The sequence below is a fragment of the Streptomyces sp. NPDC006925 genome (assembly GCF_042869575.1).
Lineage (GTDB): Bacteria > Actinomycetota > Actinomycetes > Streptomycetales > Streptomycetaceae > Streptomyces.
The window spans coordinates 1-15,281 of sequence record NZ_JBIAGB010000013.1; the positions used below are offsets into that span (position 1 = coordinate 1).

Annotated in this window: 11 protein-coding genes and 1 pseudogene; 6 read left to right on the top strand and 6 right to left on the bottom strand. The window is 73.4% G+C overall.

Annotated elements, in window-relative coordinates; genetic code table 11:
- Nucleotides 1-612, top strand: a 612-nt coding sequence (locus ACFYNS_RS18695) for a hypothetical protein (RefSeq protein WP_388603926.1), incomplete at its 5' end; no start/stop codon positions are given.
- An 88-nt stretch (nucleotides 613-700) separates the two neighbouring features.
- Here the strand turns inward: ACFYNS_RS18695 and ACFYNS_RS18700 are convergent.
- From ACFYNS_RS18700 to ACFYNS_RS18710, 3 genes are read right to left on the bottom strand one after another with little or no spacing between them, the layout of a single operon-like run.
- The gene (locus ACFYNS_RS18700) at nucleotides 701-1,453 is read right to left on the bottom strand and encodes an AIM24 family protein (RefSeq protein ID WP_360295441.1); all 753 of its coding nucleotides are present in this window, start codon (nucleotides 1,451-1,453) and stop codon (nucleotides 701-703) included.
- A gap of 18 nt (nucleotides 1,454-1,471) precedes the next feature.
- Nucleotides 1,472-2,158 (bottom strand): AIM24 family protein, encoded by a 687-nt coding sequence (locus tag ACFYNS_RS18705; protein WP_360295444.1) that lies wholly within the window; start codon nucleotides 2,156-2,158, stop codon nucleotides 1,472-1,474.
- An 11-nt stretch (nucleotides 2,159-2,169) separates the two neighbouring features.
- Nucleotides 2,170-3,942, bottom strand: coding sequence for a TerD family protein (locus ACFYNS_RS18710; RefSeq protein WP_388603928.1), 1,773 nt, complete (start codon nucleotides 3,940-3,942; stop codon nucleotides 2,170-2,172).
- Nucleotides 3,943-4,706: 764 nt separating this feature from the next.
- On the opposite strand from ACFYNS_RS18710, the gene ACFYNS_RS18715 reads away from it, so the two are divergent.
- The 4 genes from ACFYNS_RS18715 (at nucleotide 4,707) to ACFYNS_RS18730 (ending at nucleotide 11,555) form a co-directional block, all read left to right on the top strand.
- Nucleotides 4,707-7,007 carry an MMPL family transporter gene (locus ACFYNS_RS18715; RefSeq protein ID WP_388603930.1) on the top strand — a complete coding sequence of 767 codons (2,301 nt, stop codon included), beginning with the start codon at nucleotides 4,707-4,709 and terminating at the stop codon, nucleotides 7,005-7,007.
- Entirely contained in the window at nucleotides 6,964-7,728 is a 765-nt protein-coding gene (locus ACFYNS_RS18720) for a hypothetical protein (protein ID WP_388603933.1), read from the top strand. The genes ACFYNS_RS18715 and ACFYNS_RS18720 overlap by 44 nt, the downstream gene beginning before the upstream one ends.
- A 268-nt stretch (nucleotides 7,729-7,996) precedes the next feature.
- The gene (locus tag ACFYNS_RS18725) at nucleotides 7,997-8,191 is read left to right on the top strand and encodes a hypothetical protein (RefSeq protein WP_360295456.1); all 195 of its coding nucleotides are present in this window, start codon (nucleotides 7,997-7,999) and stop codon (nucleotides 8,189-8,191) included.
- A gap of 118 nt (nucleotides 8,192-8,309) precedes the next feature.
- The gene (locus ACFYNS_RS18730) at nucleotides 8,310-11,555 is read left to right on the top strand and encodes an AAA family ATPase (protein WP_360295458.1); all 3,246 of its coding nucleotides are present in this window, start codon (nucleotides 8,310-8,312) and stop codon (nucleotides 11,553-11,555) included.
- A gap of 55 nt (nucleotides 11,556-11,610) precedes the next feature.
- Here ACFYNS_RS18730 and ACFYNS_RS18735 read toward each other — a convergent pair.
- The 3 genes and pseudogenes from ACFYNS_RS18735 to ACFYNS_RS18745 all read right to left on the bottom strand — a co-directional run.
- Nucleotides 11,611-11,697, bottom strand: a pseudogene (locus ACFYNS_RS18735) (DUF6191 domain-containing protein); the annotation flags it as partial.
- Between the two features lie 10 nt (nucleotides 11,698-11,707).
- Nucleotides 11,708-12,865 carry a PQQ-dependent sugar dehydrogenase gene (locus ACFYNS_RS18740; protein WP_388603936.1) on the bottom strand — a complete coding sequence of 386 codons (1,158 nt, stop codon included), beginning with the start codon at nucleotides 12,863-12,865 and terminating at the stop codon, nucleotides 11,708-11,710.
- Nucleotides 12,866-13,048: 183 nt separating this feature from the next.
- On the bottom strand, nucleotides 13,049-14,044 hold the full coding sequence (locus tag ACFYNS_RS18745) for an aldo/keto reductase (protein WP_360295461.1): 996 nt from the start codon (nucleotides 14,042-14,044) through the stop codon (nucleotides 13,049-13,051).
- Nucleotides 14,045-14,281: 237 nt separating this feature from the next.
- Between ACFYNS_RS18745 and ACFYNS_RS18750 the strand changes: the two genes are divergently transcribed.
- Nucleotides 14,282-15,259 (top strand): 2-hydroxyacid dehydrogenase, encoded by a 978-nt coding sequence (locus ACFYNS_RS18750; RefSeq protein WP_360295464.1) that lies wholly within the window; start codon nucleotides 14,282-14,284, stop codon nucleotides 15,257-15,259.
- The last annotated feature ends 22 nt before the right edge of the window (nucleotides 15,260-15,281 follow it).

Sequence of the window (15,281 nt, forward strand, 5' to 3'; positions counted from 1 at the left end):
CAGGGATCTCGACAATCCACATTCTCGCTGGTCAGAGGCACTTTCTGCTTATGTGATCACCCATCGGACACCACGCCTCGTGAAAGCCGGAGGCTCATCGACCGACAGGTCGCCGTGCTGGGCTGCGAGGCAGCGGTCGGGTTCGACTACTCGGGGGTGGTCACCGGGGAACGCTTCACTGTGGCTCCTCGCGATTCGGTTGTACGGGAAGTGAGCGACCTGCTCCGTTATTTCGACCTTGTCATGCTCCACCACGACCACAACGAGCGGGGCAAGGTGGAAGCAGTGCGGGAAGAGCTTGCCGGTGACGCGTCTCGAATCGTCCCGCTGGTACCCGTGAGGGAGACCGAGGCATGGATGCTGACCGACCCGGAGGCCCTACGCGAAGCCGCGCCCACGCGCGACACGGCCTGGCAAGTACCGCACGACGTGGAGAAAGTCGCCGATCCCAAAGCCGTTCTGAACGACGCGCTCGGCCGTCGCCGCGACGCTGAACGGGACTTCGACCGGCTGGGACAGACTGTGGCCCTGGAGAGCCTGACCAAGGTCTCCGCGTACCGCCGCTGGGTCTGCGACCTGCGTGCGGCGATGGAGCAGCAGCGCTTCTTGTGAAGGTCGGCCGCCCCGGCGTGCGGGTGCACACGAGGGCGGCCGACGCCGCCGGGCGCGCTTTCGGCGTAGAAGGGCCCGTCCAACACCCTCAGTTGGTGAAGATGTTGCCCTGGTTGTGGCCGCGGGCCCCCTGGGCGCCCATGCCGTACTGGGCGCGCAGCCCGCCGCCGAGTTGCGCGTGCTGCGGCGGAAGCAGCTCGCTGGGCTGCACGAGGGCGTAGCCCTGGCCCATGAAGGAGAGCTCCCAGCCCTCACCGGTGCTGCCGCGGCGGCGCCAGACGCCCTGCGAGGAGGTCTGGGCCTGCATCTGCACCCGCAGCCCGCTGGACCAGGCGACGACCGCGTCCGAGTCGGCGTTGACGTAGGTGTCCGGGGTGACGTTCAGCAGCAGCGGCTGTCCTGAGGTCATCAGCGCCACCTTGCCCTGCCCGGTGATGTTGAGGTTGTAGGCCCCGGTGCCGGAGATACCGAACTGGCTGTCCACCGAGATCACCTCGTGGTGCAGCGTGGAGTCCATGGCCAGGACGTAGGCCGCGTCCACGGTCAGCCCGTCCCGGTCGATGTCCACCACATGGACGTACTGCGCCAGGTTGGCCAGGAAGACCGTCCCCTGGCCGGAGCAGCGCATCAGCGGCACCTGCTCGCGGAAGGAGCCGCGGTGCCCGCCGCGCGCCTGGTACTCGGCGTCGAACTCCAGCAGCCCCTGGTAGGCGACCATGGCGCCCTTGCGGGCCAGCACGTCGTCATGGCCCCCCAGTTGCACCCGCAGCAACTGCGGGTTCTGCACCGCGTAGCGGTCCTCGGTGGCGACCTCGGCGTATCCGAAGAGCGAACTCTGCACGGCTGTTCTCCTTCCCCCTCAGCCCCGGACCCGGATGCGGTCGGTGCTGTCCTCGCTCGGCTGGACCACCACGAAGCCCTGTCCGGAGAAGGCGATCTGGTACGCCTCGCCGCTGCCCCGGCCGATGAGCGCTCCGGCCTTCATGCTGCGCTTGCTCTTCATCTTCAGCCCGCTGGACCAGGCCACCAGTGCGTCCGGGTCGACGTAGGTCTCGTCCTCGCCGCGCCCGCAGTCCACGACCACGGGGGTGCCGCGCGAGGTCAGGGCCGCCCAGCCGGTGCCGCGGACGGAGACGTTGAACAGTCCCTGACCGGCGAACTTGGCGAGCCCCTTGACCCGCTCGACGCCCCACTGGAGGTGCGCGTCGAAGGCGAGCAGGTTGGTGCCGTTGATCGACAGCGCCTCCTCGGCGAGGTTGACGCAGACCACGTCGGCGCCGTAGTCGGCCAGGTAGAGCAGGCCGTCGCCCCGGCAGAGCATGAGTGGGTTCTGCTCGCCGGTCAGCCACTGGGAGGCCATCTGGCGGACGGCGGGCGGATTGGCCTCGTACTGCACGAAGCCCTCGTAGGCGACCATCGAGCCCGGCCGCGCGAACAGGTCCTGGCCCGACTGCATGGCCACCTTGACCATGTGCGAGCCGTGGTTCTCCATGCGTGCTGCCACGGGAGCGGGCGCGAAGCCCGCGAGCGGTGCCGGCTGGTTCATGACGGGCTCCCCTAGACCTCGTACGGCTGGACGACGATGAAGTTGCCGGGTGCCCCGCGGAACTGGAGGTTCACGGTCTCCCCGCTGTGCCCCGGATAGGCGTTGCGGTGCAGCCGCACCTGGCTGGTGACGATGACCTGTGCCGCCGCCGACCACGCCACGACCGCCTGCGCGTCGGCGAAGGTGGTGGGGGTGACGGGGAGGACGACGGGGGTCCCCCGGGTCTTGACGACCACGGTGCCGGTTCCGCTGAACTGCATCGTGAACAGCGCGCCCCCGGGGATGCCGTGGCCCTCGATCCGGCGCACCTCGTGGTGCAGCGACTCGTCGAAGGCGAGCACGTTCTCGGCCGAGACGCACAGTCCGTCGCCCTGCAGCTCGACGGGGTGGACGTGTGCCGCGTCCTCGGCGAAGAAGACCTGCCCGCGACCGGTGCAGCGCATCAGCTGCATCTCCTGGCCGGTCGCGTTGCCCACCACGCGCCCGGTGAAGCCGGCGCCCTTGTAGGAGAAGTCGACCTTCCCCTGGTAGAGCACCATGCTGCCCTGTTTGGCGAGCACGGGCCGGCCGTCGACGCCGATGTCCGCGCGGACGAGGGAGGGGTTCTGCAGGGTCCAGCGCTGGCCGTTGGGCGCCTCGTGGAACTTCTGCAGCACCGCACCGATGCCCGCGGCCGGGCCCTGCGGCACCTGAGGGGCGCCGTAGCCGCCGGGTTGCTGCTGTGCGAACGGGTTGGAGAGCTGCTGTCCGCCGGGCGGCCCCGGCTGCTGCGGGGGCGGCGGCTGGTGCTGCTGGTAGGGCTGAGGTGCTTGAGGTGTCTGTGGGGCCTGAGGTGCCTGGGGCATTCCACCGGGGGCGAACTGCGCTCCGCCGGGCGGCCCCGGCTGCGGGGGTGGCGGCGGCGGACCGCCGTGCTGCTGCTGGAGCGGACCCACCACGGTCGGGGCGCCGTGGATGTCCGGAGCGGACGGCGGGGGTGACTGGGGTTGCTGGGGTGGCTGAGGAGGTTGCGGCTGCTGCGGTGCCTGCTGCTGCGGCAGCTGCGGCTGCTGCGGGACCGCTTGGGGCTGCGGAGCCTGCGCCGACGTGGACGCCGGTGCCGGTGCCGGTGCCGGTGCGGGTGCGGGTGCGGACGCGGGGCCCGCCGGAGGGGCGAACCCCGGAGCGGGCTGCGGCGGCGGAGCGCCTCCGTCCGGCGGCGCGAAGCCCGGCACCGCGCCGGCCCCGGGAGCGCTCTCCTCCTCCTCCTGCTCCTCCAGCACCTCGCCGCCGAAGTGCTGGAGCAGTGCGTCGAGCCCGCCGTCGAACCCCTGGCCGATCGCGGCGAACCGCCAGACGTCGTCCTTCCGGTAGATGTCGCCCAGCATCACGGCGCGCTCGGTGCTGAACTCCGAGCCGTCGAAGGGGTAGCGGGCCACCTCCTCGCCGCCCGCCACCAGGCGGATGTAGCCGGGGCCGATCCCGGACATCTGCCCGGCCCCGTCGAGGGACGCCGTGAACGACAGCCGCTGCACCTGCGCGGGAACCCGCTCCAGCGTCACCCGGAAGGACTCGGTGTCCCCGGCCTGCGCACCCAGCAGCTGCAGGGACTCCTCGGGTGAGGCGGGCTGGTTGAAGAAGACGAAGTAGCGGTCGTCCGAGAGCTGCTCCTGCCCGTCCAGCCCGAAGCAGCTGATGTCGAAGGAGAGACCGGCTCCGGCGATCTGCACTCCCACGTACAGATCCGTACCGGCCGTCAGGTCACTGATCCTGGCCTTGTGGCCGCGTTGGAATTCCCTGGACATACGTAACGACCGTCCCCCATCCCGTGTGGTGCGTGCGCCGGGCCTTCCGGCCTCCTGCGGACCGCCCGACCTCCACGAGGGGATCGCCGGACGGCTCCCACAGGCTAATGGGTACCGACGACGGCGGTACCGGTCGAGTTCCCCCGGCGTTCTCGGCGCGCGGCGCACGCCGGGCTTGCGTGGATTCGTGCCGGGCTCGCGATTCCCGGTGCCGCGCCGCACGCCCCCGCCGCGCCGTCCCCCCGCGCCGGGCCTCGCGCCGTCCCCCCGCGCCGGGCCTCGCGCCGTCCCCCGCGCCGGGCCTCGCGCCGGGCCTCGCAGTACCGGGCGCGGGCGGACGCGTCCGGCACGGCGAGCTCCGGCACGGCCCGGACCGTCGGGCCGGCTGTGAACGAGGTGTTCGGCGGCCCGGCGGATCCCGCGCGGCGACCCGGCGCCTTCCCGGGACCGTGTTCCGGAGCTGTTCCGGTCCGGGCGCCGCCCCTCGGCTCCGGAGCGCCGCGGAGGAGCGGAGGAGGCGCCGACCGAGCGGTGAGGACGCGGCTACGTGCTGAGACAGGGAGCCGGGCCGCTGTGGGTATCGCCACAAACACCGCAATCGATCTCTCCGGGATGGCACGCTGCAGAGCACGGTCCTTGAGGTGAGGTGTTCTGCCGCCTCGGACCGCCGCTCCCGGCCGACGGCCGGGAGGCCCGATGCGGCGGACAGGAGTCGACGCGCTCCGTTCCCCGCCCGTACGACACCCGGGAGCAGGCGACCGCCCGTGACCGCTCTTGCCCGCTGGTGCCTGAGGCGCCGCCTCCTCGTCCTGCTGCTCTGGCTCGCCGCGCTGGCCGGTGCCGTGACGGCCTCCTCGCTTCTCGGCAGCGCCTACTCCGACGACTACGGTGCCCAGGGCACCGAGTCCGGCCGGGCGGCGGAGCGGATGGAGAGCGCGTTCCCCGACCGGGGCGGAGCCGGTGACACGATCGTGTGGCACTCGGAGCAGGGCACGGTGCGCGCCACGGCCGTCCAGGATCGGATGACCGAGGCGCTGCACGAGGTCGAGGGCCTGCCCGGTGTCGAGTCCGTGGAGTCGCCCTACGGCGCCGGGGGCGGTGGCGCGATCAGCCCCGACGGCCACACCGCCTATGCCGCTCTCACCTTCGAGGGGCCCACCGACGAGCTGGGCGGGCAGACCGTGCAGCGCGTCCTGGACACCGTCCAGGAGGCATCCGGGGACGGCCTGCAGGTCGAGGCGGGCGGCTCGGGCGTGGCGGTCGCCGAGGCCCCCACGGCCCACCTCGCCGAGGGCATCGGACTGGCGGCGGCGGCCGTCGTCCTCTTCCTCGCCTTCGGCTCGCTCGCCGCCACGGCGCTCCCGCTGATCACCGCGGTCGTCGCCGTGGGCACCGCGACGGCCGCTACCGGGCTGCTCAGCCGGCTGATGACCGTCGCCGATTTCGCGCCCATGCTGGGCATGCTCATCGGACTGGGCGTCGGCATCGACTACGCACTGTTCATCGTCACGCGGCACCGGCGCGGGCTGCGTGCCGGACTGCCGGTGGTCGAGGCCGCACGCCGCGCGGTGACGGTCTCGGGACGTGCGGTGGTCTTCGCGGGGGCCACGGTCTGCATCGCGTTGCTGGGCATGTTCATCCTGCGGCTCGGCTTCCTCAACGGAGTGGCGATCGCCGCCTGCCTGACCGTGCTGCTGAGCGTGGCCGCCTCCGTCACCCTGCTGCCCGCCCTGCTCGGCTTCATCGGCATGCGCGCCCTCAGCCGCCGGGAGCGCCGTCAGCTCATCGAGCGCGGTCCCCGTCCCGACCGCCCGACGGGCTTCGCCATGCGCTGGTCCGCCTTCGTCGAACGACGACCCAAGCTGCTGGGCGGGGTCGCGGCGCTGCTGATGGCCGTGCTGGCGCTGCCCGCACTCGGACTGCACCTGGGCACCTCGGACCAGGGCAACGATCCGGCGGCCAGCACCACGCGCAAGGCCTACGACATGCTCGCGGACGGATTCGGGCCGGGCACCAACGGTCCGCTGACGCTGGTCGGCGAGCTGGACGGGGCCGGCGACAAACTGGCCTTCGACCACCTGCGCGGCGACATCCAGCACACCCCCGGTGTCGCCCAGGTCAGCGGGCCCGAGTTCAACGGCAGCGGCGACACCGGAGTGATCACGGTGGTGCCCGACAGCTCCCCGCAGTCCCGGTCCACCTCCGACCTGGTGGACCGGCTGCGCGGGGACGTCCTGCCGAAGGCCGAGGAGGGGTCGACGATGGAGGTCCTGGTCGGCGGGTCCACCGCGGGCCACGACGACTTCGCGGACATCATCGTCGGCAAGCTCCCGCTGTTCGGCGGCGTGGTCATCGGCCTCGGCTCGCTGCTGCTGCTGGTGGCCTTCCGGAGCATCGGCATCCCGGTCAAGGCGGCGGTGATGAACATCGCGGCGGTCGCCGGAGCCTTCGGCGTGGTGGTCGCCGTCTTCCAGTGGGGCTGGGGCAGCGAACTGCTCGGGCTGGGCAGCGCGGGCCCCATCGAGCCCTTCCTCCCGGTCATCATGATCTCGGTGCTGTTCGGGTTGTCCATGGACTACCAGGTCTTCCTCGTCAGCCGGATGTACGAGGAATGGCGGCTGACCGGCGACAACCGGCGGGCGGTGCGGGTCGGCCTCTCGGAGACCAGCAAGGTGATCAACTCCGCGGCTGTGATCATGATCTCCGTCTTCGGCGGGTTCGTGCTCAGCGGCGACCGGCTCATCGCCATGTTCGGCATCGCGCTGGCCGCGGCGGTGGCCCTGGACGCGTTCGTCCTGCGCACACTGCTGGTACCGGCGCTGATGCACATGCTCGGGGGCGCCAACTGGTGGCTGCCCAAGTGGCTGGACCGGCGGCTGCCGCGGCTGAGCATCGAGCCGGACATCGAGCCGGACCCGAGTTGCGAGGAGGAGGCGCCCGTGACCACTCCCGTACCGGTGGTCGGGCAGCGTTCCAGCTCTCTCATCGGTCTCTCAGAAACCGCCCCTACCGTGGCCGCCCATGGCTACCGAAAGCACCAGGACCACGCAGAACACGACCGATAGGTCCCCGGACGAGGAACCGGCCGACGAGGCCGCAGCGGCGGAACAGCGCAGTCCGGCGGCCGAGGAGAAGGGCGGGCGCGGCCCGCAGCGCGACGGCAAGAAGTCCCAGCAGGAGGCGCAGGAGGACGCGGCCCTCCCGACCGCCGCCGGGGCCGGGGACGGGAAGGAACCCGACGCCACCGCGGACGCTCCCGACAGCGACACCGACCGTGACGACCTCGGAGGTGGCGACGACGGCGGCAACGGGGAGGACGGCGGCAACGGGGACGACGGCGGCGACCCGCAGGCCGCGGACTCCGCGTCCGGCCGACGCCAGGACTGGGCAGGCGGTGCGGTGGCCGTTCTCAGCGCCGGGCTCGGCCTCGCCTCGCTGACCGGCACCTCGTTCAGCGACATGCTGCGCGAGCGCAAGAGCCTCATCGGCCAGATCGAGAGCAGCGCCCAGGGGTCCGGCGGCTCCGCGTCCGACCAGGTCAACGCCCTCTACGGAGCGCCCTGGCACGCGGCGGCCGTGGTCAACGGGATCTTCGCCGTGCTGGCCGTCGCGGTCGGCGCCCTGCTGCTGGCGGCACTCACCGGCCGGAGCCGGGCGCGCGGCTGGGTCAAGGCCGTAGCGCTGGGCGGGGTGCTGCTCGGCCTGGTCGGGCTCCTCGTCGCCGGAGGCATGTACTTCGACCTGTTCGCCGCGCAGCCCGAGGTCCCCGCTGCGCCCGGCCAGTGAGCCCTGGGTCCTGCGGCCCGGGCCGGTGAGCACTCGGTGTCCCCGTGGTCTCCCTCGCTCCCGGCCGGGGCCCGGACCCCGTTCCCGCCCCGTTCCGGACCGCGGACCCAGTGCGCGGTGCCTCCGTCTAAGGCCCCACGGGCGACCCGCTCCGGGGTCCTAAGGCCCCCGGAGGGTCAGAACCGGGCAGTTGCCCGATGTGCCGGAACCCCCTCAGAGAGGACTGTGGAAGCACAGTTCGCAACCACTCCCCGAGGGGGCCATCGAGATGCTGTACGACCTCAACTACATCCACCACCAGAGCCGGATGGACGACCTGCGCCGCGAGGCCGAGCACGAGCGCCTGGTCCGCGCGGCCAAGGCGGCACGCCGGGAGCGGGGCCGCGCGGGTGCGCGTTCCCGGCTCGGCCGCAGGAGCCGGGACCGGGGCGAGGGCGAGCGGGTGTGGGTCCCGGCCGCGTGAGCGTGTCGCACGCCGCCCGCGGCAGGGGTGCCGCGTGCGGCGGACCGGCGGCCGGCCACCGTGCGGCCGTGCCCTGGGCGTTCGCTAGCGGTGAGGCCGCGCATAAGGCAGATGCCTTATGACGGTGCCGGATGCGATGCTGAGTGACGTGCCCCTGCAAACCGGTGTCAGTCCCGTATTCGTCGGCCGTACCGCCGAACTGACCGCACTCACCACTGCCCTCACCCGCGCCGGTACGGGCGCTCCCCAAGCACTCCTCCTCGGCGGTGAGGCGGGCGTGGGCAAGACCCGGCTGCTGGAGGAATTCCTCACCCGGGTCCGCGCTGCCGACGGGGCCACCACCCTCGGCGGCTGCCTGGAACTGGGCGCGGACGGCCTCCCCTTCGCGCCCTTCACCACGGCGCTGCGCGGACTGCGCAGCGCCGTGCCGCCCACCGCGCTGGCCGCCGCCGTCGAGGGCCGCGAGACCGAACTGGCCCGGCTGCTGCCGGACCTGGCGGTGCCAGGACCGGCTACGTCGCAGCGCGAGGAGTACGACGACGGCGCCGACGGCGGACGCGCCAGGCTCTTCGAGGCCACGGCCCAGCTGCTGGAACGACTGGCCGCCGACCGTACCCTCGTCGTCGCCCTCGAAGACCTTCAGTGGGCCGACCGCTCCACCCGGGAACTGCTCGGCTACCTCTTCCGCTCCGTACGCACCTGCCGGCTCGTGCTGCTGGCCACCTACCGGACGGACGACATCCACCGCCGCCACCCGCTGCGCCCCTTCCTCGCCGAGCAGGACCGGCTGCGGACCGTGCTGCACCTGGAGCTGCCCCGGCTGACCCGCAGCGAGGTGCGCGACCAGATCGCCGGCATCAAGGGCACCGAGCCCGCCGGGGAGCTGGCCGAGGAGATCTTCTGCCGCTCCGAGGGCATTCCCTTCTTCGTCGAGGAGCTGACGGCCACCGAGGCCGCCTGCGCCATCAGCAACTCGCTGCGCGACCTGCTACTCGTCCGCGTCGAGGCACTGCCCGAACCCGCCCAGCGTGTGGTGCGGCTGGCGGCGGGCGGCGGCTCGGCCGTGGAGCACGCCCTGCTGGCCGCGGTCGCCGGGCTCGGCGAGGACACGCTGCTGGAGGCGCTGCGCTCGGCGGTCGGCGCCAACGTGCTGCGCCCCACCGCCGACGGCTCCGGCTACCTGTTCCGGCACGCCCTGCTGCGCGAGGCGGTGCGGGAGGACCTGCTCCCCGGCGAACTGGCCCGGATCAGCCGCCGCTACGCCGAGACGCTGGAGGGCGAGCCGTCCCTGGTCCGGGCCGAGGAGCGGCTGGCGCGCCTGGCGCACTACTGGCACCGCGGCCGGGACGCGGCCAAGGCGCTGCCCGCGGCGCTGTCCGCCGCCTGCGAGGCCCGGGACCGGCACGCGTACGCCGAGGAGCACAGCCTGCTGGAGCGGGTCATCGAGCTGTGGGACGAGGTGCCCGAGGAGGACCGGACCGCCCTGCCCGCGCTGCGGATCCCGCGCACCTTCCCGAGCGCGGACGCCCCGGAGGACCCCGACAGCCACCGGGTTCCCGCCTTCCGGCCGCCCGGCTTCCTCGAAGTGCTGGCCGAAGCGCTCGTCGCCGCCCGGGTCAGCGGTGACGTGGCGCGGGCCAAGGTCCTCGCCCGCCGAGCGCTGGCCCGGCTGGACGAGGCGAAGGACCCGCTGACGGCCGCCTGGTTCCAGCTCAAGAGCGGGCTGCTGCTGGAGGACATGGGCAAGGGCGACGGCTGGGCGCAGATCGCCAAGGCCCAGGAACTGGTCCGCGGGCTGCCGCCGTCGGCGGTCCACGCGGAGGTGCTCTCCAGCGCCGCGAGCTGGGGCATGATCCACCGTCCCGGGCGGGAGGCGCTGGCGACCGCCGTGCGCGCGGTCGAACTGGCCCGGGTGGTGGGCGCCACCACCATCGAGCTGGACGCCAGGGTCACCCTCGGCACCCTGCTCGCCGAGTCGGGCGACCTGGAGGAGGGGCTCGCCGAACTGGCCCGGGCGCGGGACGAGGCGGACGAGGCCGGCGTCACCAGCGTGATGACCTGCGCCGCCATCAACATCGCCGTGGAACTGGAGGCGGTGGGGCGCTCGGCGGAGGCCGCCGAGGAGGCCGCCGGAGCCGCCCGCGTCGCCCGGGACCGCGGGCGCCCCAACTCCTACGCGGGAGCCCTCGCCGGACAGGCCGAGGCGCTGCTCTCGACCGGGGACTGGCAGCGGGCGGAGGATCTGCTCGAACGGGCCGCGGCGGCGGCCCGCGTGGCCGACGTACGCGCCTGGGTGGCGCTGCTCCGCGCCCGGCTGGCGCGCGACCGGGGAGACCTCCCCGGGCTGGAGTCGGCCGTCGAGGAGGCCGCGGCCACCATGGGGTCGTCCCCGGCGGGCGAGCCGCAGCGGATGGTGGCGCTCCGGCTCTTCACGATGGCGCTGGCCGCCGAGCGGGGCGAGGTCGCCGCGGCCCGCCGTGAGCTGGCGACCGCCCTCCAGGAGGGCTTTCCGCCGGGCACTCACCCGTACGCGTGGGCGCTGCTGTACGCGGCCGCGTCGTACGAGGCGGAGCTGCGCGGCCTGCCGGACGCCGAGCGGGGGCGGGGCGAGGTGCTGGCCGAACTGCACCGCGCGGCCCGCAGGCTGCCCCGGCCCGCACCGGTGTGGGAGGCGTACGCGCTGCTGCTGGAGGCCGAGCTGAAGCGGGCGGCGGGGGACGGCGATCCGCGGGCCTGGGAGGCGGCGGTGCTGGCATGGGAGCCGGTGGACCGCCCCGGGCCGCTGGCCCGTGCCCGGCTGCGCTGGGCCGAGGCGCTGCTGGAGGACGCGGACGCGCGGCGTGGCGACTGCCCGGCCCCGCGGGAGCTGCTGGGGCAGGTGCATTCCGCCGCGGTACGACTGGGCGCGGCGCCGCTGCGGGCCGAGGCCGAACAGCTCGCGGCCCGCGCCCGGATCGTGCTCGGCGGCGGCGCGGACTCCGGCCGCCCGGCGGCCGACCGGCCGGCATCCGCGCCCGCCGACCCGGCGGAGGCGTTCGGGCTCACCCGGCGCGAGCGCGGCGTGCTGGAACTCGTCGCCGAGGGCCGCAGCAACCGGCAGATAGCCGAACGCCTCTACATCGCCCCGAAGACGGCGAGCGTGCACGTCTCCAACATCCTCGCCAAGCTGGGCGTGGCCACCCGCGGCGAGGCGGCGGCCATGGCGTTCCGGCTGCGGCTGGTGAGCCCGAAGGGGCTCAGCTCCGCGGCGGCTCCGGACGGGGACGCCACGGCGGACGCTCCGCGGACGGCGGCTGCTCCGGGCGCCGCAGTGTCCCCGAGGGCTCCGGCCGCCGCTCGATCCGTTGCTCGGGTGGACGGATGAGCGCCCGGCCGGAGGACAGGTCGATCGGCCCCTTGCCGGGGTCGCCGACGCCCTCCTGAACCCGGGTGTGCTCCAGCCGCCGCTGCTCGTCGTCCGTGTGCTTGCTGCCCGGTGTGAACAGCTCCTGCATCAGGTTGAACATCTGACCATCCTCAATGCACCTCGAGTCGCAGGATGCGGTCGTCCCCCTTCTCCGGCGAGCCGCGTCCGTCCGTCTCGCTCGTGACCAGCCAGAGTCCGTCGCCGCCACCGCTGCTGCGGTCCGCGACCACCGTCCGGAGCCGTCCGTACTTCCCCTTCAGGAACGCCTGGGGGGCGGCGGCGGGTTCCCCGCCCTTGAGCGGGATCCGCCACAGCCGCTCCCCGCGCAGCCCCGCCATCCACACCGACCCCGCGGCGACGGCCAGTCCGCTGGGGGACGCCTCGTCCGTGCGCCACTGCTCGACGGGGTTCTCGAACCTCTTGTCGTCGCTCCTGCCCTCGGCGTCCGGCCAGCCGTAGTTCCCGCCCGGCTCGATCAGATTGAGTTCGTCCCAGGTGTCCTGCCCGAACTCGGAGGCCCACAGCCGCTTGCCGCGGTCCCAGTCCAGGCCTTGCACATTGCGGTGCCCCCGGGAGTAGACGACCGAGTCCGGGTCGGGGCTGCCGTGCCCCGCGGGTTCGCCCTCGGGCGTCATCCGCAGGATCTTGCCGCCCAGCGACTTCTCGTCCTGGGCGAGTCCGCCGTCGCCGGACTCGCCGGTTCCGGCGTAGAGCATCTTGTCCGGGCCGAACGCGATCCGCCCGCCGTTGTGGATCTGCCCCTTGGGGATGCCCTTGAGGATGGTGTCCGGTGCTCCGAGCTGGTCCCCCGGCTCCTTCGCGGGGTCGTAGAGCATCCGCACGATGCGGTTGTCGGACGCGGAGGTGAAGTAGGCGTAGACCATCTTCCCGGCTTCCGCCCCGTCCGGCGGGACGGCCAGTCCCAGCAGCCCGCCCTCGCCGCCCGGCTCCACCCCGGGAACGGTGCCCACCTCGGTCTTCTTGCCGCTGTCGCCGTCGATGCGCAGGATCTTGCCGGTGTCCCGCGAGGAGACCAGCAGATCCCCCCCGGACAGCGGTGCCAGTCCCCAGGGCGAATCGAGCCCCGTCGTGAGCGTTTCGACCACCTTCACCGAACCCTTGGCGGGGGCGGCGCTCGGCGACGGTGCCGCGGCCGAACCGCTCCGCCCGTCCGAGGGCTCGTCCCCGCCACCGCCCCCGCCGGAACATCCCGCGCTCAGCGCCAGCGCGCAGACCGCAACGATGCGCAAACCTGCCGTACGTCTCACGTTTCGGCTCCTCGTCCTCGACCGGTGTCCTCGACCGGTGTCCTCGGGGAGAGTCCTCGGCCGGCCCTCGGTCAGTCCTCGACTAGCGGACTCCTCAGGGGACCACATCCTCTCCCGGCCGCGCCGCCGGGGCGCGGGTCGTCCCGCCGGATTCTCCGCCCGGCGCCGGAGCGGCCCGACGGGTCAGTCCCAGGAGCCCTGCGCGGCGGGGAGCCCGTCGACCTCGGCCAGGTCCTCGGCGGTCAGCGCCAGTCCGGCGGCGCGTGCGTTCTCGGCGGCCCAGTGCGCCTTCTTGGTGCCCGGCACGGGGATCACGTGCCGGCCCTGCGCGAGCACCCAGGCGAGGCCGACCTGCGCCGGGGTGGCGTTGCCGTGACGCCGGGCCACCCGGCGCAGTCCGGCCACGATGGGCTGGTTGGCGGCCATCATCTCGGCGGTGAAGCGGGGGTGCCGGGCGCGCACGTCGTCCGGCTCGAAGCCGCCCCCGGTGGTGAGCGCGCCGCTCAGGTAGCCGTTGCCCAGCGGCATGGCGGCGAGGAACCCGACACCGCGCGCCTCGCACCAGGGCAGCAGGGTCTCCAGCGCCTCGCGGGACCAGACCGACAGTTCGGCCTGCACCCCGCTCACCGGGAACACCTGCTGGACGCGTTCGAGCTGCCGTATGGTCCCGTCGTGGATACCCGCGTGCGCGCGTCGATCCGCGCGGGCGCCCACGGCGCAGAAGCCCAGCGCGCGTACCTTGCCTGCCGTCACCAGCTCGGCCATCGCACCCCAGGTCTCCTCGATCGGTACCTCGGGATCGGCCCGGTGCAGCTGGTAGAGGTCGATCACGTCGGTCTGCAGCCTGCGCAGCGAGGCATCGCAGGCGCGCCGCACGTAACCGGGGCGGCCGTTGGCGACGATGTGCTGCTCACCCACGAGCAGTCCGCACTTGGTGGAGACGAACGCCTCCGCGCGCCGCTCCTTGAGCGCGCGCCCGATCAGCAGCTCGTTGGTGAAGGGGCCGTACATGTCGGCCGTGTCCAGCAGCGACGTCCCCGCGTCCAGTGCGGTGTGAACCGCCCGCAGCGAGCTGTCGCCGCGCTGCTCGGAAGTGGAATAGGCCCAGCTCATCGGCATGCAGCCGAGGCCGACGGCGCCCACGCCGAGCGCCGCCGCGCCGATTGTCCTGCGCTCCACCTGGTACCCGCTCCCTCCCGGACGGCCCCCAACGTAACGGTTGCCTCCGGCGCCACACACGTTCGCTCCCACCACAGCTTCCCCCGAGCTCCGTCCGTTCCGCCGAGTCCGCCGAGTCCGCCGAGTCCGTCCAGCACCCCGGCGTCTCTCGCCGCTTGCCGGCGTTCCCCGGCGTTCCGCGAACTCCGGACGGGAGGTGCCCCGGATCCGCCGGCGCGGTGCGACTAGTCTCTCCCCATGGTCGATGCGAAGGAGATCTGGCTCGCGCTCCCGCCGGAGAGCGTCGAGGGCCTCCCGGACAACCTGACGTACCGGTACTGGGCCGGGGAGCAGGAGTTCCCGGCGGACCCGGCCGACTGCGCCTTCTACGTCGTGCCCTATTCGGTGCATGCCGAGGTCGCCGTACGGCCGCTCGCGCGGATGACGGGGGTGCGGGTCGTCCAGACCCTCACCGCGGGAATCGACCACATCGCGCCCGCCATCCCGCGCCTCCCCACCGGAACACGCGTGTGCAACGCCCGCGGCGTGCACGACGCGAGCACCGCCGAGCTGGCCCTCGCACTCACCCTCGGATCCTTGCGCGACCTGCCCGGATCCGTCCGCGCGCAGGACCGCGGCGTCTGGCGGTCCGCCTTCCACCCGGCGCTCGCGGACCGCACCGTGCTGATCGTCGGATACGGCGCGGTGGGCGAGGCCGTCGAACGGCGGCTGCTGCCCTTCGAGGTCGCCGCCGTGCACCGGGTCGCCCGCTCCGCGCGGCAGGCGCCGCTGGGGCCGGTACGGCCGCTGCGCGAGATCGGCGAACTACTGCCGCAGGCGGATGTCGTGATACTGGCGACCCCGCTCACCGAGCAGACCCGCGGCCTGGTGGACGCGGACTTCCTCGCCCGGATGAAGGACGGGGCGCTGCTGGTCAACGTCGCGCGCGGGGCCGTGGTCGACACCGCGGCGCTGCTCGCCGAGACCGGCACCCCGGCCTCGGCCCCGGGTGCGGAGGACGGCGTTCCGGGGCGGCTGCGGGCGGCGCTGGACGTGACCGACCCGGAACCCCTCCCGCAGGACCACCCGCTGTGGCGGGTGCCCGGTGTGCTGATCACTCCGCATCTCGGAGGGCCGACTTCCGCCTACTATCCCCGCGCCAGGAGACTCCTCGCCGCGCAACTGAGGCGCTGGGCGGCCGGTGAGGAGCTGGCGAACACGGTGGCCGTGGCGTAGGGCCCGTAAACCCCCCGAGGCC

What these genes read in the sequence shown, in the direction of transcription:
- ACFYNS_RS18705 (WP_360295444.1), bottom strand. Translation starts at nt 2,158, where the DNA reads ATGAACCAGCCGGCACCGCTCGCGGGCTTCGCGCCCGCTCCCGTGGCA.
- ACFYNS_RS18710 (WP_388603928.1), bottom strand. Translation starts at nt 3,942, where the DNA reads ATGTCCAGGGAATTCCAACGCGGCCACAAGGCCAGGATCAGTGACCTG.
- ACFYNS_RS18720 (WP_388603933.1), top strand. Translation starts at nt 6,964, where the DNA reads ATGGCTACCGAAAGCACCAGGACCACGCAGAACACGACCGATAGGTCC.
- ACFYNS_RS18725 (WP_360295456.1), top strand. Translation starts at nt 7,997, where the DNA reads ATGCTGTACGACCTCAACTACATCCACCACCAGAGCCGGATGGACGAC.
- ACFYNS_RS18730 (WP_360295458.1), top strand. Translation starts at nt 8,310, where the DNA reads ATGACGGTGCCGGATGCGATGCTGAGTGACGTGCCCCTGCAAACCGGT.
- ACFYNS_RS18750 (WP_360295464.1), top strand. Translation starts at nt 14,282, where the DNA reads ATGGTCGATGCGAAGGAGATCTGGCTCGCGCTCCCGCCGGAGAGCGTC.